The sequence below is a fragment of the Parasutterella sp. St.1A3 genome (assembly GCF_059728705.1).
This window is the reverse complement of sequence record NZ_BAAGFK010000001.1, coordinates 1,169,224-1,191,038: the sequence shown is the minus strand read 5'-3', so window position 1 is coordinate 1,191,038 and position 21,815 is coordinate 1,169,224. Positions and strand designations below refer to the sequence as shown.

Below are 21,815 nucleotides of genomic sequence, written 5' to 3'. Positions count from 1 at the left end.
CTCACCGGATGAGAACCCGAGAGGTCCTCCCCATCCAGAGACCCAATTTATAAGCCTTTTTACTATCATGATCTTTACCAACTGAAGAACGGAACCTCAGAATCGCTTTCATATTCCTCAAAAGCCCCTGCTGTTTCCTCGTTTACGCACATCCCTAACGCCATAATCAACGCTACAGCGCCGTCAATTTTGTTCTCGTAGACCTCTTTTCTAGGGAAAATGTTATCTTTGAAGTCTCGTTTAGCGACAACATTCCCCATCATCCAAGCGAGCGCTGGATCGCCGTCATGAGCAATACGTCTATCCTGAACCAAAGCCTCAAGCCACTTCATCGGATCGCTCATGTTTTGTACTGTATTGCGATACTCGACCATAGGAATGTCTTTATCTGAGAGGCGCCCGGCTAGCTGAGTCGCCTGCCACGGGTCATATGCGACAGCCGTAACCTGAAACCGCCGGCAGTCCTCCAGTATCTCCTCTTCGATCTGATCAAAGTCGGTTACAGCGCCGTCGCTCACCCGCAGATAACCGAGCGTCTCCCAACCGTCATACTGAGAGTTACCGGACTTTAACAGCGCCGCCCGGGGTGCGTAATACTGGCCAAACACATAATAAATTCGGCGCCCTGCTTCATTCTCGCGAGGAAATACAAGCACCTTTGCCGTCAAGTCATTCTTAGCGCCTAAGTCCAAGCCCATATAACACTCGCACCCTTCAAAATCATCGAGCGTTATCCCTGCCTCGCAAGAATTCCAAGCGATCATATCCATCCAGCTGGAAGCGGCAGAACACCAAACATTTAAGTGTTTGGTCTTGAAGTTATTTGCTGCGCTCGGTCTGGCTATCGCTTTAGACTGCAAAGACTTAATAATCTCAGGCCGAACACTGACGCCCCAATTCGGATTCGCTTTTTGCAGCGCAGCCTCGCTTGTCCAGTCATTGCCTTCATCCAGGCCGTAGATAATTCCAAACTGGCTTTCATCCTCGACCTCTTTATTCAGGACCTGCCGCACAAATGACCGGACCTCATAGCAGACTCCTGCCGTATCAAAGCCAGCGGTCGTGATCACCCACATCAGTGAGTTACGCCGCTTGCCCAGCGATGTCTCTACAACGTCGTAGACCGCCCGGGTTTTATGCGCATGCAGTTCGTCAATGACAGCCAGATGCGTATTCAAGCCGTCCAGTGTTGAGCCTTCAGCGGACTTTGCCTGGAAGTAGCTGTTTGTCTTCGGAACATAGAGCGCATTAGCCAGCGTCTGAAGATTAAAGGCGTTGCGCAGTTTCGAGTTCTGCTTTGCCATCTCCTTTGCGTCCCCAAACACGATCTTGGCTTGGTCCCGAGTCGTCGCAAACGAATATACCTCTGCGCCAGGCTCCCGATCTGCGCAAAGACAAAACAGAGCGACTCCGCTTGAAAGGCTTGATTTTCCGTTGCCCCTCGGAACTTCAATATAGACGCGCCTAAATCGTCTTGTACCGGCAGGGGTTTTCCACGAAAAGACCGTATGAAGAATAAAAACCTGCCACGGCTCGAGCCTGATTTCCTTTCCCGCAAGTTCCCCTTTAACGTGCGTCAGGTGTTCAATAAACCAACAGATACGATCTCCGGACGCACTATCAAAGATAAATTTATGACCGTCTCCGTACCTGATTAAGTCGTTTAGCTGTCTTTGGCACGCCTTTTTAACGAGATCGCAAGCCGGTAATCGGCCCTGAACCACGTCGTTTGCGTACTTCTTTGCAATCTCAAAATAATTCGGCCTACTCAAGGAAGGCATTTGCTTCTTCATCATCTTTCACTTCAACCTTGACTTTATTTCTTGCGGACGGAGAAAAACCGAGCTCCTTTTCGCACTGCAGCATCATCTTATGAGCCTGAATCATCATCGTTACCGTAGGCGTAAGAGAACGCATCCCTGATTCCGGATGACACTGCTCAACGTCGCCCGCTTCTACCTTCTTCGCATACTTCCGATAGAGCGCATAGCTGCGGCACCATCTTTCCAGAACTCCGTGGTCAAGAACAGTAAGCAGTCCCTTCGGAGCGCATCGCACTGCCATTGACCATGCCGATCTGGCTTCTTCAGTAAGCGATGGCGGGGGAGCTGCCGGCAGTTCTCCTTCAACATCGAACTGTTTCCGGTTAATCCTGCAGCGCTGGAGAGTACCTTGCGCTTTTTTGACTTCGTCGCTTTTTCGTGGTCTTCCGGCCATAGCTGCCTCTGTTGAATCTTCAGGTAAAACTCGATCAGCTCGCTAGAATTACCTATTTAATTGCCTGGACAATTTGCACCATGTAATAAATTAGCGCCACCAGTCCCGAAAAGAACGCAGCCGAAGCAATAACCCCAGCGACTACACCTTTCCAGAAAGCCTGTCTTTCTTTCAAGAACATAATCTCTTCTTCCATGTTCATTGTTATAATCCTCAAAGATAGCTTTACTAAGGTTGACATCTTCCTAGTCAACCAACAAAAACCCCGCTCAGCTCACTACTGAACGGGGTTTACTTATCTTTTACCAATTCTTAAATACCTCTCTTATCACCTTGATCGCCTTGAAAATCAAGATCAAAGAAAACGAGATACAAAAACTATAAAAAACCATCCAAATCGGGATAGCTAAAAACAGTGGCAGACTCAAACTCATAGTGATTAAGTCTCCTATATCACGTATAATTTTATCCATGGAATTACCTCTTCTAATTCCGACTAAAAACCCCGCTCAGCTCACTACTGAACGGGGTTTAATTTTTTATTTCCGTCTCTCACCCGCGCGCACATGCGCGCGCGAGGCTTTTTTGATAAACCCAAAGCGGACGGCGCTTTCTGTCAATTTCTTTTTAAAATTCCCATTTTGCACGCACAAAAATTTAGCTGGGGGCGCGGTCTCAAATGATCTCGTCATTTCACTTTTTCACCACCCCTCCCTATTAGGGAAAAGACCTTCTTTTTTATAAAATCCGAGTATTAACAGACAAAAGAAAAATATGACTTCAAATAAATCTCACGGTCCCGCTCCTTCGCAGCTTTCACAAACCAACTGGAGGGGGATAACTGCCTCTTCTTCACTATTGTTTCAAGAATGGGATAAGCTCTTCGACTCGTTATCGAATATCTGCGAAAGTTTGACAAAACCTTTAACTGACTTTCATTCAAAAAGTCAGAGACTTTTTCATTACCTTGAACAAATCAATAAATCAGAGGAGCTACCTGATTTAGATGTTTTTTTAGGAACATCCAAGCTTCAAAAAGACATCTCGCAACTGTTTCAAAAAGTTGCTGACATAGACAAACAGTTATCTCAAATTGGCTTAGACCAAGCAAAAATTTTCCACTCTCTTGAGTCATCTATTGTTAAGAGTTTAAAACCCTTTTCAAACACCAATTCTTTACTGAATACCATTGTAAATCGTCCCATTAAACTTCTGAACACCCCACGCACTGAAGAGCTGCTCTTTAACCTTCGGAGGCTTGAAAAATGCAAGGCATATTTTGGAAAGATTGACTCCAAAACTCCTATACGAGAGATTCTTAAATCCTTAGAAGGCGTCCCGGAAGAAGAGTATGGGAATGTACTGTTAAGCAAGTTCGGGCGGTCCAAAAAGAGAGGCAATGCAAGAAGAGTCAAAAGACAGGCAAAGAAAATCTTTAATTACATCCTTTACCTTTATAGTCTGTATACATTCCTAGCTTTCCTTGGAATTCCTCTTCCCGCTTCCTTTCCAGAATTTATTGAAGTAATTTTTCAACAACCAGTACAAGGCATTCAACAAACAAAGCAAAATCCACCCATAAGCAAGGGATTTGACAAACAGCTGCTCGTAGCGTCCTCCAGAAAGCGTAAAAAACGCGGCCACAAATATCGTCGTAAATAAAAAAGCTGTATCTATTTTCATAGCATCCTTTTGGTTTCCTCCGATAAGAACTTATGAATAGCGATTGGTGTTCCCGAATCCGCCGTCTTCCTTCGCTGTTTTCACATCATGGCAGTGTTTGCACAGCGCCTGCCAATTCGATTCATCCCAAAACAAGGCTTTATTACCTTTATGCGGGACGATGTGATCCACAACAGTAGCGGCACTGGCCTTTCCTTCCCTCTTGCACTCTTCACATATCGGATGATCCGATAAGAACAGCGCCCTTGCCCGGCGCCATTCTGAGTTATATCCTCTCTGGTGAGCAGTCAGCCTATTAACCTCTCTGCGCTGCGCCGCCTTTTCCTTATGCTTTAAGCAGTATCGCTCCGGCATATCTACTACACAGTGGCAGCCAGGCCATGAACAAATCGTTTTTATCGCTTTCATAAAACAGAAAAGCTCAGGAATTAACCTGAGCTCTATTTAAAGGTCGAAAAGATCAACCGGCGCCGAAGCTTCGGCGTGGCTGTGATGCTCCTTATTTTCTAACTCGTTCTAGCGACAATTTCGTAATCTCTTTCTGCCGGAACTGAACAGATCAGGAGACTTTCTGGATTGTTCATCCTGCACCTTCTTCACTCCCTGCACCATATCTTCCGCAACTTTTCCAATATCGGCCCTTAATTTAGATCGGTCCATTTTGAAAGGGTCAGCCGATAACTCAACATGACGCCTCATAGAAAGAACTGATCCAAGCGCAACAAAACCAAGCGCTAAGCACTTAAGTCTTTCTGGCATCGTTCCTCCTAAAATAAATTTTCTACCCTTGGGAATGTATCACAAATGCTTAACAACAATGCTTTTTGTCAAAAAATTTAGGGAATTTGCTGACCAATCTTCTGTTAATGGTTAATAACAAGTTAATCACCACTTCATTTAGTCCTCGTGGATCAGATTAAAAAACAGCCGGCGCCGATGCGCCGACTGCAACCCTCAAACATCCCATCGGAGACCGTTTTAACGAGACGGGGCTCGATTCACAAAGGAATTCTGTATCCGGAAACACTAAAACCCCGTCTCTCGATCGGGGTTCTACATTTCTTTCGGGCACGCTAAGAGCGCCTTTCGAGCGCTCTTAGATTATCTGAAACCGTATGGCCAGTGGTGTCCATTGGACTGAATTGTCGGAGCTATTTTAGCTTATATCTACTATCATTTGCAACAATTTAGTCATAGACCTCTCGGAAACTCCTGTTTATTAAACTCCTTGCTCTTTTCTATACAAAGCTTTAAGAGAGTTTTGAAGTACATCTGAGAAGTTGATATGTCTGGATTCGGCAAACGTATTGAGCCATGCAGGAATAGTGAGATTTTTGCGTACAGCCTTATCCCCATATTTCTCAGCATAAGAATCTATATCTAATGTCAGAAGGCTGACGAACCCTCCTTCTTCAGGTTTTAGTTCGAGCGGAGAAGAAGCTGGAGGAGCTACTCTTCCCTCCTCAAGTTCGTCCAGGATCCAACCGCTGGCGGCATCAACTCCCATTTCTAAAGCCTCTTCAAGGGAATCTCCTTCCGTAACACAACCAGGCAAATCCGGCACCTCGACGGTATAGCCATTCGAGTTTTCGTCTGCGTAAAAAATCGCAGGATAAATTAGTTTCATTGCATTAACCCCGCTTGTTTCAGTATTGACTTAACTGTTTTAGGTTTCAAATCCCCGGCATGAAAAGGAACCGTTACTTTTCCAGGCTTAGACGGATGAACGTAATGATGATGAGATCCGCGAACACTCTTTAAAGCCCATCCATCATTTTTTAATATCTTTTCAAGCTCGCTGAATTTCATAAAACCTCTCTTTAATGCGCATTATACACACGCTAATTCATAATGCCAAGAGTTTTCCTCGAAAATAGTCAAGGAAGCTCCGCAGAACGCTTGATTCTTTCTAATGACCTTTTAGAGAGTAAATGGCAGACTTAGGTCTCTAGCGACTATTCCACTTTAAAACTATCATCGTTAGCCACTGGAGAATTGATCTTTTGTTCATAGCGGCAAATCCTTTCAAAAAACACTCTCAAAGAAAAATCAATAAATCGATCCATTCTCTTAGCCCCTAAACTTCTGAGGTGATTTCTGTACTCTTTCCATGTCCCGAATGCCAGCAGCTTAACAATCGACTTAACCGGAACCTCATTTATCTTCTCCGGAAGCCACATCCAAACCGACTGCAGGATGTTTGCATCTCGAAAATCCGGCGGCAGTAAAACCGGCTCTCTGTATTGGAGCTCCTCGCGCTCTCTTTCCTCTCTCTCCTCTGGCGTCTCTCTTCTGCGTTTAATATTTGCTCTGGCATATCTGCAGCAGATTTCTGTAATAGACACTCCCTGCCGGCGCCGATCTCCATAAACGCGCCTCCAGTTACTCAGCCTGTACAGCATATCCTCTCGGTTGTATTTCTTTTCTTCCATTAAGCCGCCTGGATTGGTTCAATTGAGATTGTTATCGAATCGTTTGCTGAGAATTCTTTCCTACAGATAAAATCTGCCACCTGACCATCGTCCTTAAATGCCACTCCGTTTAGTGCATCCAGTACGGTCTTACCTAAATTGTCAATATCTGGCCGTGTCTTCTTCGGCGTGTTAATTCTTTTCTTATCCGCTGTAGAAAATGAGAATAGAACCGTCACTCTGAGAGCCTCGTTTCTAAATGGCGGGATTCTCCTCTTCTTCATTTCAGCATTCACTGCGTAGCTAATTGCCGTCTCTGCGATTTTTGTCTTCCTCGGCGTATAGACATGACCGATTCCTGTCCTCGGGCGTTCTTTCGGAACCGGTTTCATGGGTATTGTTACGTCAATGACTGTCATACGGGCATCCTTATTCTTATGCGAATTTATCTGTAAAGGCAGACTTCGGCGTTTTGAGTGAATAAATTAAACGAGAAAACGGGTCTAGCTCCGGATCGTCTCCATCGGCTCCGCTTTGACTACCGGCTAATGCGGCACCTTTGCGAACTTCATCCGTGATCCACCGATTCAGACGATAGGCAAATTCGTAAGCAGACTCAGATCGATAAACCCGCTGCCCCTGCTTGTTGCATCCGATCAGATCATCCCGAATGTGGAGAAAGTCCAATCCAAACCGATCAAGAAACCGATTAACCTTTTCGATCCGAGCGTTTCCATCATGAGCCAAAAAATTGTATTTCTGCGGCTCGTACAGCATCGCATTAGCCAGCCGAATCAGCGGCTCATAGCGTCGCACCTTGAAGGTCACGTTGCCCCAATCTCGCGGGTCTATCCCATCATGAAACCAGCATACATTTTTCCGCTGAGCAATACCGGCGCCATCGATGAAACACGGACATCCATGAGCTGCGCAGCCAATCGGAGAATATTTTGGACTCTTTTGCGGACTCTCTACCGAGAAATCAAATGAACTTTTTTTAGTCACGGTGATACTTCCTCTCACAAACCTTCGTAAAGTTCTCAGCCTTCAGCAGCCATTCAAGATCAGCGCACCAAGATCGGCCGTCGGCGTTTTTTGACTGTCCCATGAGAAACGGGGAATGACTGACAAACTCGAAAAAACGTCTGAAAAAATCCAGCCCTTCAGCTTCGCTTTGAAACTCCTGATCACTTGCCATCTCACGCCATCGAGCAGCCATCATTTGCTTGCGTTTAGCCGTATTCCAAATTCGCACCCGAGGCAGAGCTGGCAGAACCTCGTGATAAAGATCGATGATCTTTTGCTGAGGGCAATGCTTTCCTACCCTGACCGCTCGCTGAGCAGGCGTCAACTCTGCGGAGGCGTCCGAGTTGAGTGTCAGAGTTTCTTCCTGCGGCGGCTCCGGCGGAAGGTCAGCAGAGGGCGTTTTTTCCTCTGCGGACATATGTTGCGTAGCAACATTAATTAATTCCTGTTCTCTGTTCTCTGTTCTCTGGAATGCCATACCGTTACCGATACCGTATCCAGCGAGTTCCTTATACTCTTTACCGAGCGCATCAATATATTTATCACCCCTGGCGAGACATGCCGTAATTACGGACTTTGCGATAGTTCCAAGTAATTCGCATTCCGGAAAGACATCAAGGAACGAAGACCACCCGGAGACCACTTTAGGATTGTCAGGCGGATTGTATTTAAGGAAGTTGCGAATGAAGAAAAGCCCTCTCTCGTCATACTCAACCATACCCATATTTTTTAGTTGCTGATACCCTATGCCATACCGTTTAGCATCCATATTTAAATATCTGCATACGGTATATTTATCAATCGGGATAGCTCCGATCATAGTTGTCTGTGGAGCTGTAAGCAAAAAGAAGAATATCAGTTTGCCTTCATCGCTCAACTTGGCGACTTTGGCATCATTCCACATGCGCACGTCAACCTTTCTGTATCTAGCCATAATGACCTCTGCGCCGTTATCAGGATATAACAGGACTGTATTTCGTCCCCAATAAATACGGAATTCCCGCTTGCTTGAATTCATACTCTGATCTCATGATGGTTCCTTGATGGGTTGTTTGATAGGGATGTCCTTATTTGGCTCGACGGTATTTCTGCCGCGCGTTTATTTCACATATTCGGCCCTCGATCCAGCCGCGCAGATACGCCATATTCATCATTAGTGCGAATGTCGTACCGTCTCCTGAGAAGGGCATGTTGCATCTCACCTCTCTGGCAATGGCTCTTACTGCGCTGCGGCTTTTCAGAAAATTAGCCGGTGTGATGCGTTCACGAGCGACTTCTTCCAGCTCCGTGAGACAGAATTCCAATATTTCCAGTCTGTTCACTGCAACACTCCATACAGCGCCATCAGTAGAAAAGAGCAGAGGAAGCGATTCTTCAGAGCGAAAAGAATCTGCGGCGCTTGGTTTTGCCTCCGGTGAGATCAAGGTGCTCATCAGTAAACCACTAATTTTTGGCATGGGCCTCAATTTCCAACGATGCCACAACATGGCCTTTTTAGGGCTGTCCGATTCGTTTGAGCAGTACTACCAAGCTGTACGCCGCTGCTGGAGATTCGGACAGACTCAATCCGTCAATGTCCACATCATCACCGATGAACGCGAGGGCGCCGTCGTAGAGAACATCCGCCGCAAAGAGGCTCAATTTCAGGAAATGCTCGCGGGCATGATCGCCTCATGCCAAGAAACCAATAAAGCAAACATCAAATCCGCTAAGCGGGATTTAGACGACTACAAACCGAAAACAACTATGACCACACCGAGCTGGTTAACACCGGCAGCGTAGGAGATGAACATGACAAATAAGATCAACGTGATCGAACAGGCATCCGGAAACGGATGGGAAGTCTACAACGGAGACAGCTGCGAGATCGTCAAGGGCATCCCTGACAACTCCATCCATCACATTGTCTACAGTCCTCCTTTTGAGAGCCTCTACACGTATTCCAACAGCGAGCGTGATCTGGGCAACTCTAAAAACTCCGAGGAATTTTTTAAGCATTTTTCATTCTTGGCTGCTGATCTCTACCGCATACTGATGCCGGGACGCATCATGGCATTTCATTGCATGGACCTGCCAATGAGCAAACAGCGAGACGGCATCATCGGACTGAGAGATTTCTCCGGTCAACTGATCCGCATGTTTGAGGATGTCGGCTTTGTGCTGCACTGCCCCAGAATCACAATCAGAAAGGATCCGGTTACTGCTATGCAGCGCACGAAGGCAATCGGCCTACTCTATAAGCAGCTTAAAAAGGATTCTTGCCTCTCCCGCATGGGAGTCCCTGATTATCTAATCGTCATGAGAAAACCCGGAGACAATCCGGAGGCGGTTTCTCACCTGCCGGAGGACTTCCCCGTTTCACAGTGGCAGCGGTGGGCGGAATGCGTGTGGCATGACATAAACCCCTCAAACACTCTGCAGCGACTCTCTGCACGAGACAGCGACGACGAACGACACATCTGTCCTCTCCAGCTGGACGTAATCGAACGCTCCATCACCATGTGGAGTAACCCCGGAGATGTGGTCTTTACGCCATTTTTAGGCATCGGCTCCGAGGCATATCAGGCGGTGAAGATGGGTCGCAAGGCGATCGGCATTGAATTGAAGAAGTCGTATTTCGCTCAGGCCGTAAAGAACATGCGTATGGCGGAAATGGAATACGCCGCGCAGCAGAACGATCTCGGTATCTGACAGAGGAGACAATCATGCCAAAAAACAAAGAAAAATCCCGCATTGATCTGTGCTTAATTGAAGAAACCGTCAGATCGTTAAGCATTGGAGGCTACCCGGGGATATCCGCTGCTGGTGGAGAATCTCACCCGATCCTGATCAGCAAGGAAGCGGCCCGGATGATTTGGCAGGCCGCACTCGAGAAAAGCATTGACTCAAAACTAGAATATCAAAATCAGATTAGATTTCTCATTCGCATACTGATTGATCTTAGGTCATTTTTGGGCGGCCGAGATGAAAAACTCGGACAATTCCTTATCCGTAAGCCCTCGCTGAAGTCCGATAAAAAGCATCGTCAAGTAGACGACATCGGCCTGAGAATAAATAGAAAGCTGGCGAGAAACAAAACAGGAAGCGATGTGTTGCCCATCCTTGCCATGATGGACAACGGCACTTCGGTAATCTCCGCTGTCCAAATACTTATTCAGTGTCTCTTGGTCAATCACGCCGCCAAAGGGGAGTTTAATCGCTCCGCCCTGAAGCGCTGCGCAAAGGACTTGAACCGCTTGCTCAGAAGACATCGAAAACGCTGCCGACTTTGAATTTTCACTCATATTTCCTCCGTAGGGATAGTTACAAAAAAAGTTCGCAACTTAATTATCTCGCGGAGGTGGCAGCCGGGAAAGACCGGCACTCCTTAGGAATATCTACCATGCCAAAGAGCAAGAAAAAACGTGACAAGAAATACAAACCGATAACCGTCCGCGTCGGTCCTTACTACTCGGAAGAGCAACGGCGCCAGTGCGAAGCTCAGCTGAACGACGTTGCGCTCTATGTTGAGTGCACGCTTCCCACGGGTAACGCCACAAATCATGAAATCGACTGGATCGAGGATGTTCTGATTTGGGCGATCGGCCTCGTCCATCAGAGATTTGAGACGCTGGATCAGCTGGAGCTCTCAGAGGTTCTCCCGATACTCACCAATGGGAAGCACGCGCTCGACGCACTGATTGATCGAAAGTATGAGAAAAAGACCACAAGATTCATCGCCACGGGTGACGAATTGAAGGCAATCAGCGCTGCATTCGCAATCATCATCCCGATGCTCAAAGAGGCTATGACGTTATCGCCGAGACGGACGATGAATGAATTCGATTGGGCGCATAGAAAAGCGCTCGAAAATCTAAAGAAAACGGAGAGAGAAAAATGCAAAAAGTTGAGTTAACCAAACAGGAGGCGCTTCTGGTTATGCGCATGCTCAATTACTTTCTGATTGCGCAGTCAAACAACGCGACTCATAAGAGCGACGTAGCCGGCGCCAAGGATCTAAAAAATACTCTCTTCCGGCAGATCATGGCTATCGATGAGTCTAAGGAACAAGTCAGTAAATCAACTAAACAGGACTAATCATGACACCGGCACAAGTTGAAAGAAACAAAAACCGATACAACAACGAGATTCTGAAAAATCACCTGTTATTAGATAAGCATCAGCTCGCAGAGTTCTTTGGTGTTTCGTTGAAAACAATTTCACGATGGACAAAGGACGGCATCCTACCCGCTCCAGGCCGCGGATTCCGTCAAGAAAAACTTTGGAGATCTCGTGACATCAAGGCAATTATCGACAGGATGGGAGCGCCTGTTTAGTGGCAGATAACGCAGCGAGCAATATAACTAGTGAGAGCGATGCTCTCATTAGTTTTTTAGGAGCAGGAAACGGCTGCAGAAGAAACCGGGTTACAATCATCGAACCACAAAGAATAAATGCAAAGGCGTTGAAATCTCAGCCCTGAAACCTGCGCCAATCCCTTAATTTCAGGAATTAGCAAAGGATTGCGGCGCAAGCCGTAAGGGTCCCGAAAGGGTGTAGAAACGACAAAGCCCGTGTTACCAGCACGGGCAGAGTCAATTTTTCATGAGGTACGTAAATGCTAACACCATTTAATTCCTCGTGGGAGATTATCGCACATAACACGATAATATGGACAGGTGATTTGTATATTGATTACAAAATCATCCTCGTTCTGGTGTTATGGGAGTTAATCCGCACGAAGCTGTAAGCTGAAAATTGGCCGGTATCCGCAAGGAGCCGGCCTTGTGCGTTTGTTGAGATCTATTCTGAGCTGGAAAATAGATATGAATCCCACTGCTCCATCATAGAACGCCGTTTCTCCAGCAAATCAGATCGCTGATATGCCTGCACGACCTCGCTCCCTGTCGCGTGCATCAACTGTTTTTCTGCAAGCACATCATGAATTAAATTCTCTGCTGCCCAATCTCTGAACGTCGACCTCATACCGTGCATCGTCGCATGAGTGTGGAAAACTTTCTGAATAATTACTCGCGGACTCTCTTTACTCACGTGGCCGCCAAACGACGCAAAAACGAATTCACTGGTCCTAGGCAGACCGTTCAATATCTCAATCATATGCGCCGTCAATGGCACACGGTGCCCCTCGCTCTTCCCGTCTTTTCGTCTTTCGGGGGGCACGGTCCAAATCCTATTTTCAAAATCAATTTCATCCCATTTAGCCGGCGCCGATTCTCCAATACGGCATGCCGCTAAAATTGTGAACAGGATCAGCGCTCTTGCAGGTCCGGTTGGAGGATAAATTTGCCCGATTCGTTCCTTCAACTCCGCATGAGGCATAGATTCATGGTGAACCACGTTTTTAATCTTTGAAACTGGCGGCAGGAGCAGCGCTAGTGAACCCTTCCATGCTGCAGGATTTGCACCCTGATAAACGCCAGTCAAAATAGCATAAGAAAAAATGCTCTCAAGCCGGCCTCTCACTCTGCTGGCAGTTTCGGTTTTAGTTGTCCAAATGGGTTTTAAAACGCGAGCAATATCATTCACTGTAATGTCACGGACTTCTAGCCCCGTCAACCCCGAAACCGCATAATCTCGAACTGTATTGAGCCACTGCTGCGCATGTTTTTTATTCCTCCACAATTTCACGGATGCGATTTCATGGATCGCCGATTCATAAAAATCCTCAAATTTAATTGAACTGTCTCCACAGACCGGCGCCGATTTCTTTGTTTTCGGATCCTTCCCGTCGATTAACTCTAATTTTATTTTCGTTATTCTCTCGAGCGCCTTTTGGTGAGAAATTTCTCTGGCGTTCCCAATATTGATTTCCTGACGTTTACCGTCAAACGTGTAACGGTAAATCCACGATCGTCGTACACCACGAATTTTCAGTGATAGCCCTTTCTCATCCGTAGAATAACGACCATCAGCCAGTGACAGAATTTTTTTCAGAGTAAATTTCGGCGCCATTATCCAGTTCCTTCAAACCGTCCCCCAATTGGGACCCCCACAATTTTATTAAAATTGTCCTATAGATGTCCCAGTATGTCCACACTATGAGCCGAATAAAAAAATAGACTTACTGCCGAACCTCTTTATTTACGGGGATTTGTCATAGTTTTGGCATATCTATGTCATAGGTTTGAGATAACATATAACGGCATATAGCGGAAGACACCTCTTCCGCCAATACCTCAATATCCATGTGGCTTTCCAAAGATCAAAACAAAATGGCCCACAGATTGGCCTACATCCGAAATTCAAGGTTGCTGTTCATTTGTGGTTCTGCTCGCAGAATTTAATTGCTTGTTCAGCTCGGCCTAGTAACTCTCGACCCTCGACAGCCAATCGGAGACATCGATTACGCTCCCGATCGGCGTAAAACTATACAGGGCTGAGCAGACACAGGAGACTTGTATATTGATTACAAGATCATCCTCGTACCAACGTTGCGGAGAGAGAGATAATCCACGCGCGACGTTAAGATACGAGTTTTAATAGAAAAATAAGTATGATTTTCAGTATCCCCTCTCAGAGGGAGCTTTTTCTCAAACAAATTAGCTCGCGAATAAGCGGATGCATCAACTGTTTTCCGCCGGCACATCGTGAATAAAACCCTCTTCCGCCAAATCTTCCTCTTCCGCTAAAACCTATATATATCCGCCTGTTCCAGAGGGCGAAGAAAACGTTCATCAAAAATCCCCGGCTAAACTTTTTACCGCACGACAGGCCCGTTTATTCTTTGGAACTTTTGTTTGCTGAATTTAATGGGGCTATGTGCTTGTTTAATTATCTTCAGTGCGCAGTATTTTCAACATTTAAGCCGTAAGTTCGGAAATTATCCGCTTGCTGACGCCTAAATTAAAAAAAATATGATGCGCCTCACCCTCTCTTCTCAAATCAATCCCCCTCTTCCGGCACAAATTCTTCATCTTTTCCGTAATCAAACTTTCCTACCGTTTGCTAACTCACAATTGACAGTCCGTCAGGAAAACCAAAATCTGAACCCCAAATCTTTGACGACGGTTTATTTTTTGATATATCATTCCCATTTCCGTGAGGGAGTAGTATGCGCACTGCGCAGCAAGTCAACATCCTGGTCTTAGACCTGGCTTGCTTTAATTTACGAGACTCATGATGGCCGGAGGCTGTTCATGGGTCGTGTCTATTTCATCCATGTTCAGCACCCCGACGGTTAATAGATAAACATAAAAGCTGAAATAACATGGAATTAGCTATAACAATCGCCCTATTCGTTCTCGGCCTGATCTTTGTGATCAAGGGCGGAGACTATTTTGTGGATGCCGCATCTTGGATCGCGGAAAAAACCGGTGTTCCTAAACTTATTGTGGGTGCGACTATCGTCAGTGTCGCCACCACCCTCCCGGAAATGCTCGTATCCTGCATGGCCGCAGCTCAGGGGAAAGTAGATCTTTCTATCGGAAATGCTGTCGGCAGTGTAACTGCGAACATCGGACTCATCATGGCTCTCGCTATTATCTTTATGCCGGGCGCCATTAATCGTAAAACTTACCTTTTGAAGTCGATCCTGATGCTCACTGCCGCAGCTCTGATCGCGCTCTGCGGTTTCTTCGGTCAGGTTTCTATCCCGATATCCTGCGCCTTAATCGCAATATTCGCTCTCTTTATCTGGGAAAATATCCGAGACGCCCTTCATCATATGCGGCAGAAAAAAGACCGTAGCGAAGATGAAATAGAAAATGTCAGTAAAGGAGTCATCGCTGCAAAATTCATCTTCGGTGCTGCCGGCATTATCATCGGCGCTCAGCTCCTTGTCGATAACGGAAGTCTGATCGCTCAGCATATCGGAATTCCGGAACGCGTCATCGGCGTGACTCTGGTCGCGGTCGGCACATCACTGCCCGAACTGATCACGACAATTACCGCCATCATCAAGCGTCAGTCAGCGCTTTCCATCGGCAATATCTTAGGCGCCAACATTATTGATCTGACACTCATCATGCCGCTCTCCTCCCTTATCGCAGGAAAACCGCTGCCGATTTCGCCTTCCATGGCCATGATCGACCTTCCCGCCTGCCTCTTTGTCGGATTAATCGCTATTGTGCCGGCAATGATCCTTTCCAAATTCTCACGCTGGCAAGGAATTCTTCTACTGCTCGTATACGCCGGCTACATCACGCTTACCTGTTCACGTATTTAAAACTCGGAACAAATAAGACTAAAGAGGAGCGCAAACCGCTCCTCTTCGTTTTAGAAAAAAGACAATTAAGAATGCGAATGGCCCTCGCCTTCGTGATGATGCCCGTGAACATGGCCTGAGTTGTCCGCGACTAAATAGTTGACCGCGCCGTGCGCAACGTGTGTTTCAGACAGCATTTTCTTTGCGAGCTCCTTAACATCGGCCGTTGCTCCGCGCAGCACGACCGTTTCGACGCAATTGTGCTCGTCTAAGTGAACGTGCATAGAAGAAACCACAAGTTCGGTATGCAGGTGCTGATGCTTAACCATCCTCTGAGCCAGATTGCGCTCTTCGTGGTTGTAACCGTAGGAGACAACCGCAGCGCACTGTCCCTTGTCCGCATCGAGCTGAACTTCTAGAAGCTTTTCCTGAATCAAATCCCGAATGGCTTCCGAACGGTTTTTATATCCCTCTGAAGTGACATATTTATCAAAGGCCTTAGAAAGTTCTTCATCCAGAGAGATGGTAATTCTATCCATAGCGCACCCTACGAAAAATTTTTGACAGTTTAACAAAGCAAGTCCGTTTCAGGGATTGCGCCTCCAAACTCCGCTAATCAAATCCAAAACTGACCCGACTGTCCGGGTCCGACTTATCCCAACCGCTCCGAGAGAAAGTCTTCGGTCTAACTGTGACCTCTCACAAGCAAATTAACTGTCGCTCAGTGTGAAACGAATCGGAACGGTAAGCTTCAGTCCGGGATTTGATACGCCAAGCTCAATACCGACGAGACGCGCTGCCAAACTCTCGCATTCGCGGTCCAGAGGGCCTTTTCCACTCGCCTGGCTCACTGAAGCGGCCGTTATCTTCCCGGTTTTGTCGACAGTAAAAAGAACCTCCGTTACGCCTTCCATCTCGGCCCTTCTCGCCGCTTTCGGGTAACGTTTGCGCTTTTCCACGAGCGCTACCAGCATAGAAGCAATGGTGTTGCGGGTTTTAAGCTCATTGACACTCTCATTGCCTTCGGTTTTAGCTGCGGACGTCGACTGAGTAGGAGGATCCTGAGTCACAGTCTTCTTAACTGTCTTTTGAATTTCTTTTTTCACTGCCTTTTTAGGCTTCACGGGCTCCGGCTTCACCGGTTCCGGCGGTTTTGCCGGTTCGCGTATCGGCTCAGGTTCCTTGACGGGTTCCGGTTCAGGTTCGGGTTTAGGCTCTGGTTCCGGAGCAGTTTTTAGATCTGAGTCCTCCGCTAACAGCCGCTTTTCTTCCGGCTGAGGCTCGGGCGCCGGCTGCGGAGGCACAAACTGCTCAAAGGAAAGCTCAATCAGCTGCATCGGCTGAACCGGAACAACTGTTTCATCTTTATGCCCTCTGATCAGCCAAAAAATGAAACCCAACGCCAATAGCACTAAAACCTTTGCGATTCGTTTGGCTTTGCGGACATTTTTATCCTCCCGCGGCACTGATCTCATTTAACCGACTCCGCGGCTCTGGTGCTGATGACAAAGCGGCCTCCTCGCTTGTGCTTTGCCACATCAACAATAGAAACGAATGACTCGAAGGGCGCCTTCTCGTCAATCATAAGGTTCAGCATCCCGTCCGGGTGTTCGTCGAGGAACTGCGGCAGATCCTCTTTCATGACAAGAGCGCCTTCGTGATAAATCGACCCGTCGGATTTAACATTTAATACCAGCTCGGCCTCTTTCTTGCGCACAACCGAATTGTCCGCGGACGGAAGCACAAGGTCGAGCACCGGTTTGCTGAACGTCATCGTCATGACAAAGAAAATCACCAGCATGAAAATCACGTCAATCAGAGGCGTCAGGTCGATTCTGGGTTCTTCATCGAATTCATCAAACATCCGGTGCTCCTAGGCTGCAGCCTGCTCCGCCTCATACTTAGCCGCGACCCTTGCGGATTCGAGAGAACGGTAGCTGTATTCGACCGCTTCGATTCTGAGCTCCTTAATGCGCAGCGTCAGATAGTAATAGGCCATCAGAGCAGGAATCGCAACCACAAGACCCATGACTGTTGTTACAAGCGCCGTCCAAATGCCGGCCGCGAGCATGGTCGGATCAGGAGAAACGTTCTCCGCAATCGCTCTGAATACACGAACCATACCAAGAACGGTGCCAAGCAGTCCGAGCAGCGGGGAAACCGCGGCAATCAGTTTCAGCCAAGTCAGCGCGTTGTTGACCGGCTTGAAGTTCTTATGAAACAGATATGCGACCTCCGCTCGAATATCTTCAGAGTGAGCCGCGTGCGTCGTCACCACATCGCGAACAATACAGATAAGCGGATTGGTGCTCTTGCCGTACGCGCGGCGAATCCGTTCCGCGGTCGTGTTTTCCATTCCGCGGAAACTCTGTTTGAAGCTCCTCAGTACACCTCTTAAATAAATAATATTCCAGACGGTGATGTACACCGCCGCGATACCGACGATAAAGAGGACAACGCCGGCACATCCGATAAGATCGTATATCTGTGTAAAGTTCATGACGCTTGATTTTTATTATTTTTCAACAGCTTTCCGCATGCAAAGCGCCCATTCGGCAGCTTCGCCGAGATCCTGCGGCGTGGGATGCTTTGCGGCTTCAGCAAGTTTTGCCTTACGCTCCGGCGTCATCGGTTTTGCGCCCGGCATCTTGGCCATCATTTCCAAAATCTTGGAATCAACCTTGCCCTGCCATAAGCTGAGACCGAGAATGTTGGGCGCAGAAATACGCTCTAAAACTTTAGAGGCGAACGCGCGGCCGCGCTCGCTATTAGGATCTCCGCCAAGCGTTCCGAAGACCGCTGTAGGCACCGAGCCGATGTTTTTAAAAAACTCTTCCCACAGTTCATCCGGATGACCTTTGTCACACCAAAATCCGCAGAAGATCAGGTCATATTCCTGAGGATTAACATCCGTCGGAAGTTTCTTCAGCTGCGAACCCGGCAGCGCTTCGGAAATCGCTTTGGCAATCTTCTCAGTGTTGCCTGTCAGGGATGAGTAGACAGTCAAGATTTTCATTTTTGCTCCTAATCCGTTATTTGTATTCAGCCTGGAGCGCGAGGAACTGCTCCTTGGCCGACTCGATCAGCTGATGTTTTTCACGGCCGACATAGAAACTGTAGGCGCAGCGGCCTTCTTTATCAAAGAAAGCGGCAAAATGGCTTTCCCGACCCATGAACGGCATGGTCACAAAACCGATCTCCTCAATATTCTCATACTTAAAGTGTCCTTGAAGCGGCGCCTTTCCGCCCATCAGGTTGTAGTAGCCCATGGCGCATTTGCCGACCGCGACCTTGGATTCCACTTCAATGACGTTCCCGCCTGCGATCACGATAAAGGTCGCTTTTTCCCACTGACTGATGCGCTGCCAGACTTTTTCGAAATCACTGCCCGGCGCGAAAGTGCACATACCTTCCGGCAGAGCGTGCGCGGCCTCGAGCGCAGTGGCCCCGATGGCGGCCGCAAGCGTGTCAAGCGTGACGGGACGGCCCGAATGGATCACTTCCTGAATCTTTGCCTGTTTTTCTGTTTCTGTCATTTTTCTTTCCAATTTAAAAAGTTAATTAATCGTGTTTTGGGTTGTCGGGAGTTTTTTCAAGGTCACCGCGCTTTGGCAGACCATCTGAATCAGTTCAAGGTCATGCGTAATCACAAGTACCGCCTTTCCTTCGTCGGAGAGTCTCTTCAGAGCTGAAGCAATGCGTTTCAGATTTGCGCCGTCCAGCCCGCTTGTCGGTTCATCCAAAATAATCACATCCGGATTTTTAGCAAAAGCGCAGGCGATCACAAGGCGCTGCTTTTGTCCGCCGGAGAGCGAATGCGGGTGTCTGTCCTTCAGATCCTGCAGATCAAATAAGCCGAGCAGCTCTTCGGCGGCGCGAGAACCTCCTTTGCATCCTGCCGCCTCCAGACTCGTCTGAAGTTCCTCAAAGACCGTGCGCATGTAAAGCTGATGATCGGCATTCTGCAGCACTACGGCGACATGCCTGAGGCATTCTTTTTGATTAAGTTTTTGTCCTCGGATCGCGAACGATCCTTCCTTGGCCTTATTAAGACCGGTGAGCAGGCGGGCCAAGGTGGTTTTACCCGCGCCGTTTTCTCCGAAAACGCCGCAGATCCCTTTGGGCAGCTCCATATTAAAGTGCCGCATGACAGCCCTTCCGGGATATTCAAAAGTCAGATCCCGCACACTGAGGATCGGGTGGCTTGCGCTCATGGGCACGGGAAGCGTATCTCTGCAGTCCGTGACGGAGATTTCCCGAAGACCGACTTTCGATCGGAATGCCGGATCAAGATCATTAAACGTCCCTTCCCGGATGATTCTTCCCTTTTCAAGAACAATCACTCGGTCCGCAACGTCCTTTAGCCAATACAGGCGATGGTCGACAACGAGAATCGCGGAACCCTGCTCTTTCAGCTTTTGAACTTCTCGGGCTAAATCTTCCGTCGATTCCGGATCCAGATTTCCGGTCGGTTCATCCAGAATCAGCACTTTTAAAGGTTCCATCATCAGAGAAGCCAAACCAACTTTCTGCTTCTGGCCCTGAGAAAGCTCGTGAATCGTGTTCTTCAGTACTGAGTTCAGTCCGAAGCGGTTTGCGGCGTCAGCGATCTTTCGGTCAATTTCGTTGGGATCAGTGCCCCGGCACTCAGACATAAAAGCCATTTCCTCCTCCACGCCAAGCGCGAAGAACTGACTTTCCGGATTTTGAAAAAGCGTGCCGACCCGATGCGAGATGTCGCTGAGTTTCTCTGCTTTATTATCTCTCCCGCAGACTTTGACGCTGCCCTTGAGCGATCCTCCGTAATAATGCGGACAAAGACCGTTAATAAGCCGAATCAGGGTGGATTTGCCGCAGCCGGAAACACCGGTCACGAGCACCACTTCTCCCGCAGAGACGTTAAGAGAAATATCTTCAAGCGCGCAGCGCGAGCTGAAAGGATACTGATAGGTAACATGGTCTAAATTAATCATTACTTCATTGCCGCCGGCGCGGAGTTAGGGAAATAGAACTGAAGAACCGCAGCAGCCGCGCAAATCAGGACGATTAAAACAATGATCAGATAATCATTTCGCGTGAAGGAAGCTGCGGCTGCCCTTCCCGCGGAAGAGCCGGAATTTAAACCTTTAAGCTCAGCCGCGATGCCAAGCTCATCGCTGGTTTTAAGCGCGCGGAAAAGAAGCGGCGTAAATAAAAGACGCGTGGTTTGGAACGGATGAATGGTGCACGTCCACGGATTGATCTTATAGCCGCGGATTTTAAGCGACTCCCAAATCTGACGGATGTCATTCATAAACGTCGGAATAAACCGGATGATGACTGCCGAGGGAAGATAAATCACAAACGGCAGTCTCAGTTTCTGCAGTCCGCTGAGAATGGTCTGGAGTCTTCCGGTAAAAGCAAGCGGAAGCACCACGTTAAGCATGGTAAAACCGCGAAGAAACGGAACCAGCATGGAGGACAGCGACATGCTCTTGCCCATTGCCGGGAACCAAATGGAAATCAGATATCCGAAGCCCGCGGAAAGCGCCATCATCAGAATACAGGCGCAATAGCTCACCGCGATAATCTTCGGTCGTTTTAATAAAAGCAAATATACAAAAGAGCTTGCAAAAAGCAGGTACTGAGCGGCTTCAGAAGAAATCGCCACCGTCATAATCGAGGCAGCGGCCGCAATCAGCATTTTAACGCGCACGTCTATCCGATTAAGCGGAGATGTCGGGTTAGAAGCGAATGATGCCCGCATGTCTTAATTCCTTAGTTGAACGATATCCGGTCCAAAGACCGATCAGTGAGCCTACATAGCCGATGATCACAATTGGGATCACCACAGCCATCAGCGCGGGCGACTCGCGCATCATCAGGTATGAAATGCCGAGAGAGCCGAATTTGCAGATCAGATCAAAGCAGCCGACGCCCCAGTAAACACTGCCCGGCAGTCCTGCTTTACGTACCGAGGCCATAAGGAGTTCGCTGAGAAGCGCCGCAAAAAGCATCGGGACGATAAGCGTAATGTTTCCTCCGAGAAGAAGGAAATTCACGAGAGTGCTCACGATCACAAAGAGCGTCAACGTTCCGCTCTGTTTCACTTTGAAGAGCATCACGACCAAGAGTGTCGTGAACACCATGTTTTTAAGCAGAAGCGAAACAGGATTCATCCCTCCTCCCACCATGGCGATTAAAACAGTAGAAATTTTGGCGGCAGCCGCAAAGATTCCGATAACGACCAGATCTTTAGCGGACCAGCGGTCGGAAAATCTTGTTTTACGGCCGACTGCCGCGGCGTTTAACGTCATTTCATCAGTCATGTCAGTTACAGGATGAATCCGGTTCAG

General features: G+C 47.8%; 29 protein-coding genes. 6 read left to right on the top strand and 23 right to left on the bottom strand.

Annotation, left to right across the window (positions count from 1 at the left end; translation table 11 throughout):
- Positions 1–74: 74 nt before the first annotated feature.
- The 3 genes from AC6I1F_RS05590 to AC6I1F_RS05580 are packed head-to-tail and all read right to left on the bottom strand — an operon-like array spanning position 75 to position 2,419.
- Positions 75–1,781 (bottom strand): terminase large subunit, encoded by a 1,707-nt coding sequence (locus tag AC6I1F_RS05590; protein WP_497801638.1) that lies wholly within the window; start codon positions 1,779–1,781, stop codon positions 75–77.
- Positions 1,765–2,217: a phage terminase small subunit P27 family gene (locus tag AC6I1F_RS05585; RefSeq protein ID WP_160335216.1), complete on the bottom strand. Its 453-nt coding sequence runs from the start codon at positions 2,215–2,217 to the stop codon at positions 1,765–1,767. Before AC6I1F_RS05585 ends, AC6I1F_RS05590 begins: the two co-directional genes overlap by 17 nt.
- Before the next feature lie 52 nt (positions 2,218–2,269).
- Complete coding sequence (locus tag AC6I1F_RS05580) at positions 2,270–2,419, bottom strand: hypothetical protein (RefSeq protein ID WP_160335215.1); 150 nt, start codon at positions 2,417–2,419, stop codon at positions 2,270–2,272.
- A gap of 572 nt (positions 2,420–2,991) precedes the next feature.
- Between AC6I1F_RS05580 and AC6I1F_RS05575 the strand changes: the two genes are divergently transcribed.
- Positions 2,992–3,879: a hypothetical protein gene (locus AC6I1F_RS05575; RefSeq protein ID WP_160336007.1), complete on the top strand. Its 888-nt coding sequence runs from the start codon at positions 2,992–2,994 to the stop codon at positions 3,877–3,879.
- Positions 3,880–3,930: 51 nt separating this feature from the next.
- Here the strand turns inward: AC6I1F_RS05575 and AC6I1F_RS05570 are convergent, their stop codons facing one another.
- The 9 genes from AC6I1F_RS05570 to AC6I1F_RS05530 form a co-directional block, all read right to left on the bottom strand.
- Positions 3,931–4,308: an HNH endonuclease gene (locus tag AC6I1F_RS05570; RefSeq protein WP_289164243.1), complete on the bottom strand. Its 378-nt coding sequence runs from the start codon at positions 4,306–4,308 to the stop codon at positions 3,931–3,933.
- A gap of 108 nt (positions 4,309–4,416) precedes the next feature.
- The gene (locus AC6I1F_RS05565; RefSeq protein ID WP_290432867.1) at positions 4,417–4,659 is read right to left on the bottom strand and encodes a hypothetical protein; all 243 of its coding nucleotides are present in this window, start codon (positions 4,657–4,659) and stop codon (positions 4,417–4,419) included.
- Positions 4,660–5,119: 460 nt separating this feature from the next.
- Positions 5,120–5,527 carry a type II toxin-antitoxin system HicB family antitoxin gene (locus AC6I1F_RS05560; RefSeq protein ID WP_160335211.1) on the bottom strand — a complete coding sequence of 136 codons (408 nt, stop codon included), beginning with the start codon at positions 5,525–5,527 and terminating at the stop codon, positions 5,120–5,122.
- The gene (locus AC6I1F_RS05555; protein WP_160335210.1) at positions 5,524–5,709 is read right to left on the bottom strand and encodes a type II toxin-antitoxin system HicA family toxin; all 186 of its coding nucleotides are present in this window, start codon (positions 5,707–5,709) and stop codon (positions 5,524–5,526) included. The genes AC6I1F_RS05560 and AC6I1F_RS05555 overlap by 4 nt, the downstream gene beginning before the upstream one ends.
- Positions 5,710–5,855: 146 nt before the next feature.
- Entirely contained in the window at positions 5,856–6,332 is a 477-nt protein-coding gene (locus AC6I1F_RS05550) for a hypothetical protein (RefSeq protein ID WP_289164208.1), read from the bottom strand.
- Complete coding sequence (locus AC6I1F_RS05545) at positions 6,332–6,730, bottom strand: RusA family crossover junction endodeoxyribonuclease (RefSeq protein ID WP_160335208.1); 399 nt, start codon at positions 6,728–6,730, stop codon at positions 6,332–6,334. Before AC6I1F_RS05545 ends, AC6I1F_RS05550 begins: the two co-directional genes overlap by 1 nt.
- A 16-nt stretch (positions 6,731–6,746) precedes the next feature.
- Positions 6,747–7,316, bottom strand: a complete 570-nt coding sequence (locus AC6I1F_RS05540) for a hypothetical protein (protein ID WP_160335207.1) — start codon at positions 7,314–7,316, stop codon at positions 6,747–6,749.
- On the bottom strand, positions 7,309–8,271 hold the full coding sequence (locus tag AC6I1F_RS05535; protein WP_251569493.1) for a hypothetical protein: 963 nt from the start codon (positions 8,269–8,271) through the stop codon (positions 7,309–7,311). Before AC6I1F_RS05535 ends, AC6I1F_RS05540 begins: the two co-directional genes overlap by 8 nt.
- 133 nt (positions 8,272–8,404) lie before the next feature.
- On the bottom strand, positions 8,405–8,770 hold the full coding sequence (locus tag AC6I1F_RS05530) for a hypothetical protein (protein WP_497801795.1): 366 nt from the start codon (positions 8,768–8,770) through the stop codon (positions 8,405–8,407).
- On the opposite strand from AC6I1F_RS05530, the gene AC6I1F_RS05525 reads away from it, so the two are divergent.
- Positions 8,652–9,119 carry a helicase-related protein gene (locus AC6I1F_RS05525; RefSeq protein WP_497801791.1) on the top strand — a complete coding sequence of 156 codons (468 nt, stop codon included), beginning with the start codon at positions 8,652–8,654 and terminating at the stop codon, positions 9,117–9,119. The two genes, AC6I1F_RS05530 and AC6I1F_RS05525, sit on opposite strands and share 119 nt — an antisense overlap.
- Positions 9,120–9,128: 9 nt before the next feature.
- Complete coding sequence (locus AC6I1F_RS05520; protein WP_290432875.1) at positions 9,129–10,028, top strand: DNA-methyltransferase; 900 nt, start codon at positions 9,129–9,131, stop codon at positions 10,026–10,028.
- Between the two features lie 254 nt (positions 10,029–10,282).
- Here AC6I1F_RS05520 and AC6I1F_RS05515 read toward each other — a convergent pair whose 3' ends face one another.
- Positions 10,283–10,621 carry a hypothetical protein gene (locus AC6I1F_RS05515; RefSeq protein WP_251569478.1) on the bottom strand — a complete coding sequence of 113 codons (339 nt, stop codon included), beginning with the start codon at positions 10,619–10,621 and terminating at the stop codon, positions 10,283–10,285.
- Positions 10,622–10,719: 98 nt separating this feature from the next.
- On the opposite strand from AC6I1F_RS05515, the gene AC6I1F_RS05510 reads away from it, so the two are divergent.
- Together AC6I1F_RS05510 and AC6I1F_RS05505 are read left to right on the top strand one after the other, a co-directional pair.
- Positions 10,720–11,232, top strand: a complete 513-nt coding sequence (locus tag AC6I1F_RS05510) for a hypothetical protein (protein ID WP_160335190.1) — start codon at positions 10,720–10,722, stop codon at positions 11,230–11,232.
- Positions 11,214–11,414 carry a hypothetical protein gene (locus AC6I1F_RS05505; protein WP_160335189.1) on the top strand — a complete coding sequence of 67 codons (201 nt, stop codon included), beginning with the start codon at positions 11,214–11,216 and terminating at the stop codon, positions 11,412–11,414. The genes AC6I1F_RS05510 and AC6I1F_RS05505 overlap by 19 nt, the downstream gene beginning before the upstream one ends.
- A 705-nt stretch (positions 11,415–12,119) precedes the next feature.
- Here AC6I1F_RS05505 and AC6I1F_RS05500 read toward each other — a convergent pair.
- Positions 12,120–13,289 carry a tyrosine-type recombinase/integrase gene (locus tag AC6I1F_RS05500; protein WP_289163696.1) on the bottom strand — a complete coding sequence of 390 codons (1,170 nt, stop codon included), beginning with the start codon at positions 13,287–13,289 and terminating at the stop codon, positions 12,120–12,122.
- Positions 13,290–14,544: 1,255 nt separating this feature from the next.
- Here AC6I1F_RS05500 and AC6I1F_RS05495 point away from each other — a divergent pair.
- Entirely contained in the window at positions 14,545–15,501 is a 957-nt protein-coding gene (locus AC6I1F_RS05495) for a calcium/sodium antiporter (protein WP_289163698.1), read from the top strand.
- Positions 15,502–15,566: 65 nt separating this feature from the next.
- Here the strand turns inward: AC6I1F_RS05495 and nikR are convergent, their stop codons facing one another.
- The 9 genes from nikR to AC6I1F_RS05450 all read right to left on the bottom strand — a co-directional run bounded on the left by nikR (position 15,567) and on the right by AC6I1F_RS05450 (position 21,788).
- Entirely contained in the window at positions 15,567–16,019 is a 453-nt protein-coding gene (gene nikR, locus AC6I1F_RS05490) for a nickel-responsive transcriptional regulator NikR (RefSeq protein WP_289163699.1), read from the bottom strand.
- A 171-nt stretch (positions 16,020–16,190) separates the two neighbouring features.
- The gene (locus tag AC6I1F_RS05485; RefSeq protein WP_497801637.1) at positions 16,191–16,955 is read right to left on the bottom strand and encodes an energy transducer TonB; all 765 of its coding nucleotides are present in this window, start codon (positions 16,953–16,955) and stop codon (positions 16,191–16,193) included.
- Positions 16,952–17,344, bottom strand: a complete 393-nt coding sequence (locus AC6I1F_RS05480; RefSeq protein ID WP_289163702.1) for an ExbD/TolR family protein — start codon at positions 17,342–17,344, stop codon at positions 16,952–16,954. Before AC6I1F_RS05480 ends, AC6I1F_RS05485 begins: the two co-directional genes overlap by 4 nt.
- A 9-nt stretch (positions 17,345–17,353) precedes the next feature.
- Entirely contained in the window at positions 17,354–17,980 is a 627-nt protein-coding gene (locus AC6I1F_RS05475; RefSeq protein ID WP_160335182.1) for a MotA/TolQ/ExbB proton channel family protein, read from the bottom strand.
- Positions 17,981–17,995: 15 nt separating this feature from the next.
- Positions 17,996–18,496 (bottom strand): flavodoxin family protein, encoded by a 501-nt coding sequence (locus AC6I1F_RS05470; protein WP_289163703.1) that lies wholly within the window; start codon positions 18,494–18,496, stop codon positions 17,996–17,998.
- Between the two features lie 16 nt (positions 18,497–18,512).
- The gene (gene hutX, locus AC6I1F_RS05465; protein ID WP_289163705.1) at positions 18,513–19,016 is read right to left on the bottom strand and encodes a heme utilization cystosolic carrier protein HutX; all 504 of its coding nucleotides are present in this window, start codon (positions 19,014–19,016) and stop codon (positions 18,513–18,515) included.
- Positions 19,017–19,037: 21 nt separating this feature from the next.
- Positions 19,038–20,453 carry an ABC transporter ATP-binding protein gene (locus AC6I1F_RS05460; protein WP_289163707.1) on the bottom strand — a complete coding sequence of 472 codons (1,416 nt, stop codon included), beginning with the start codon at positions 20,451–20,453 and terminating at the stop codon, positions 19,038–19,040.
- Entirely contained in the window at positions 20,453–21,226 is a 774-nt protein-coding gene (locus tag AC6I1F_RS05455; protein ID WP_289163709.1) for an energy-coupling factor transporter transmembrane component T family protein, read from the bottom strand. The genes AC6I1F_RS05460 and AC6I1F_RS05455 overlap by 1 nt, the downstream gene beginning before the upstream one ends.
- The gene (locus AC6I1F_RS05450) at positions 21,204–21,788 is read right to left on the bottom strand and encodes an MptD family putative ECF transporter S component (RefSeq protein WP_289169089.1); all 585 of its coding nucleotides are present in this window, start codon (positions 21,786–21,788) and stop codon (positions 21,204–21,206) included. The genes AC6I1F_RS05455 and AC6I1F_RS05450 overlap by 23 nt, the downstream gene beginning before the upstream one ends.
- Positions 21,789–21,815 lie beyond the last annotated feature (27 nt).

Bases quoted from the DNA above. Each gene is read 5' to 3' on its own strand.
- AC6I1F_RS05590 (WP_497801638.1), bottom strand. From the start codon at position 1,781: ATGCCTTCCTTGAGTAGGCCGAATTATTTTGAGATTGCAAAGAAGTAC.
- AC6I1F_RS05585 (WP_160335216.1), bottom strand. From the start codon at position 2,217: ATGGCCGGAAGACCACGAAAAAGCGACGAAGTCAAAAAAGCGCAAGGT.
- AC6I1F_RS05580 (WP_160335215.1), bottom strand. From the start codon at position 2,419: ATGAACATGGAAGAAGAGATTATGTTCTTGAAAGAAAGACAGGCTTTC.
- AC6I1F_RS05575 (WP_160336007.1), top strand. From the start codon at position 2,992: ATGACTTCAAATAAATCTCACGGTCCCGCTCCTTCGCAGCTTTCACAA.
- AC6I1F_RS05570 (WP_289164243.1), bottom strand. From the start codon at position 4,308: ATGAAAGCGATAAAAACGATTTGTTCATGGCCTGGCTGCCACTGTGTA.
- AC6I1F_RS05565 (WP_290432867.1), bottom strand. From the start codon at position 4,659: ATGCCAGAAAGACTTAAGTGCTTAGCGCTTGGTTTTGTTGCGCTTGGA.
- AC6I1F_RS05560 (WP_160335211.1), bottom strand. From the start codon at position 5,527: ATGAAACTAATTTATCCTGCGATTTTTTACGCAGACGAAAACTCGAAT.
- AC6I1F_RS05555 (WP_160335210.1), bottom strand. From the start codon at position 5,709: ATGAAATTCAGCGAGCTTGAAAAGATATTAAAAAATGATGGATGGGCT.
- AC6I1F_RS05550 (WP_289164208.1), bottom strand. From the start codon at position 6,332: ATGGAAGAAAAGAAATACAACCGAGAGGATATGCTGTACAGGCTGAGT.
- AC6I1F_RS05545 (WP_160335208.1), bottom strand. From the start codon at position 6,730: ATGACAGTCATTGACGTAACAATACCCATGAAACCGGTTCCGAAAGAA.
- AC6I1F_RS05535 (WP_251569493.1), bottom strand. From the start codon at position 8,271: ATGGCTAGATACAGAAAGGTTGACGTGCGCATGTGGAATGATGCCAAA.
- AC6I1F_RS05530 (WP_497801795.1), bottom strand. From the start codon at position 8,770: ATGAGCACCTTGATCTCACCGGAGGCAAAACCAAGCGCCGCAGATTCT.
- AC6I1F_RS05520 (WP_290432875.1), top strand. From the start codon at position 9,129: ATGACAAATAAGATCAACGTGATCGAACAGGCATCCGGAAACGGATGG.
- AC6I1F_RS05515 (WP_251569478.1), bottom strand. From the start codon at position 10,621: ATGAGTGAAAATTCAAAGTCGGCAGCGTTTTCGATGTCTTCTGAGCAA.
- AC6I1F_RS05510 (WP_160335190.1), top strand. From the start codon at position 10,720: ATGCCAAAGAGCAAGAAAAAACGTGACAAGAAATACAAACCGATAACC.
- AC6I1F_RS05505 (WP_160335189.1), top strand. From the start codon at position 11,214: ATGCAAAAAGTTGAGTTAACCAAACAGGAGGCGCTTCTGGTTATGCGC.
- AC6I1F_RS05500 (WP_289163696.1), bottom strand. From the start codon at position 13,289: ATGGCGCCGAAATTTACTCTGAAAAAAATTCTGTCACTGGCTGATGGT.
- AC6I1F_RS05495 (WP_289163698.1), top strand. From the start codon at position 14,545: ATGGAATTAGCTATAACAATCGCCCTATTCGTTCTCGGCCTGATCTTT.
- nikR (WP_289163699.1), bottom strand. From the start codon at position 16,019: ATGGATAGAATTACCATCTCTCTGGATGAAGAACTTTCTAAGGCCTTT.
- AC6I1F_RS05485 (WP_497801637.1), bottom strand. From the start codon at position 16,955: ATGAGATCAGTGCCGCGGGAGGATAAAAATGTCCGCAAAGCCAAACGA.
- AC6I1F_RS05480 (WP_289163702.1), bottom strand. From the start codon at position 17,344: ATGTTTGATGAATTCGATGAAGAACCCAGAATCGACCTGACGCCTCTG.
- AC6I1F_RS05475 (WP_160335182.1), bottom strand. From the start codon at position 17,980: ATGAACTTTACACAGATATACGATCTTATCGGATGTGCCGGCGTTGTC.
- AC6I1F_RS05470 (WP_289163703.1), bottom strand. From the start codon at position 18,496: ATGAAAATCTTGACTGTCTACTCATCCCTGACAGGCAACACTGAGAAG.
- hutX (WP_289163705.1), bottom strand. From the start codon at position 19,016: ATGACAGAAACAGAAAAACAGGCAAAGATTCAGGAAGTGATCCATTCG.
- AC6I1F_RS05460 (WP_289163707.1), bottom strand. From the start codon at position 20,453: ATGATTAATTTAGACCATGTTACCTATCAGTATCCTTTCAGCTCGCGC.
- AC6I1F_RS05455 (WP_289163709.1), bottom strand. From the start codon at position 21,226: ATGCGGGCATCATTCGCTTCTAACCCGACATCTCCGCTTAATCGGATA.
- AC6I1F_RS05450 (WP_289169089.1), bottom strand. From the start codon at position 21,788: ATGACTGATGAAATGACGTTAAACGCCGCGGCAGTCGGCCGTAAAACA.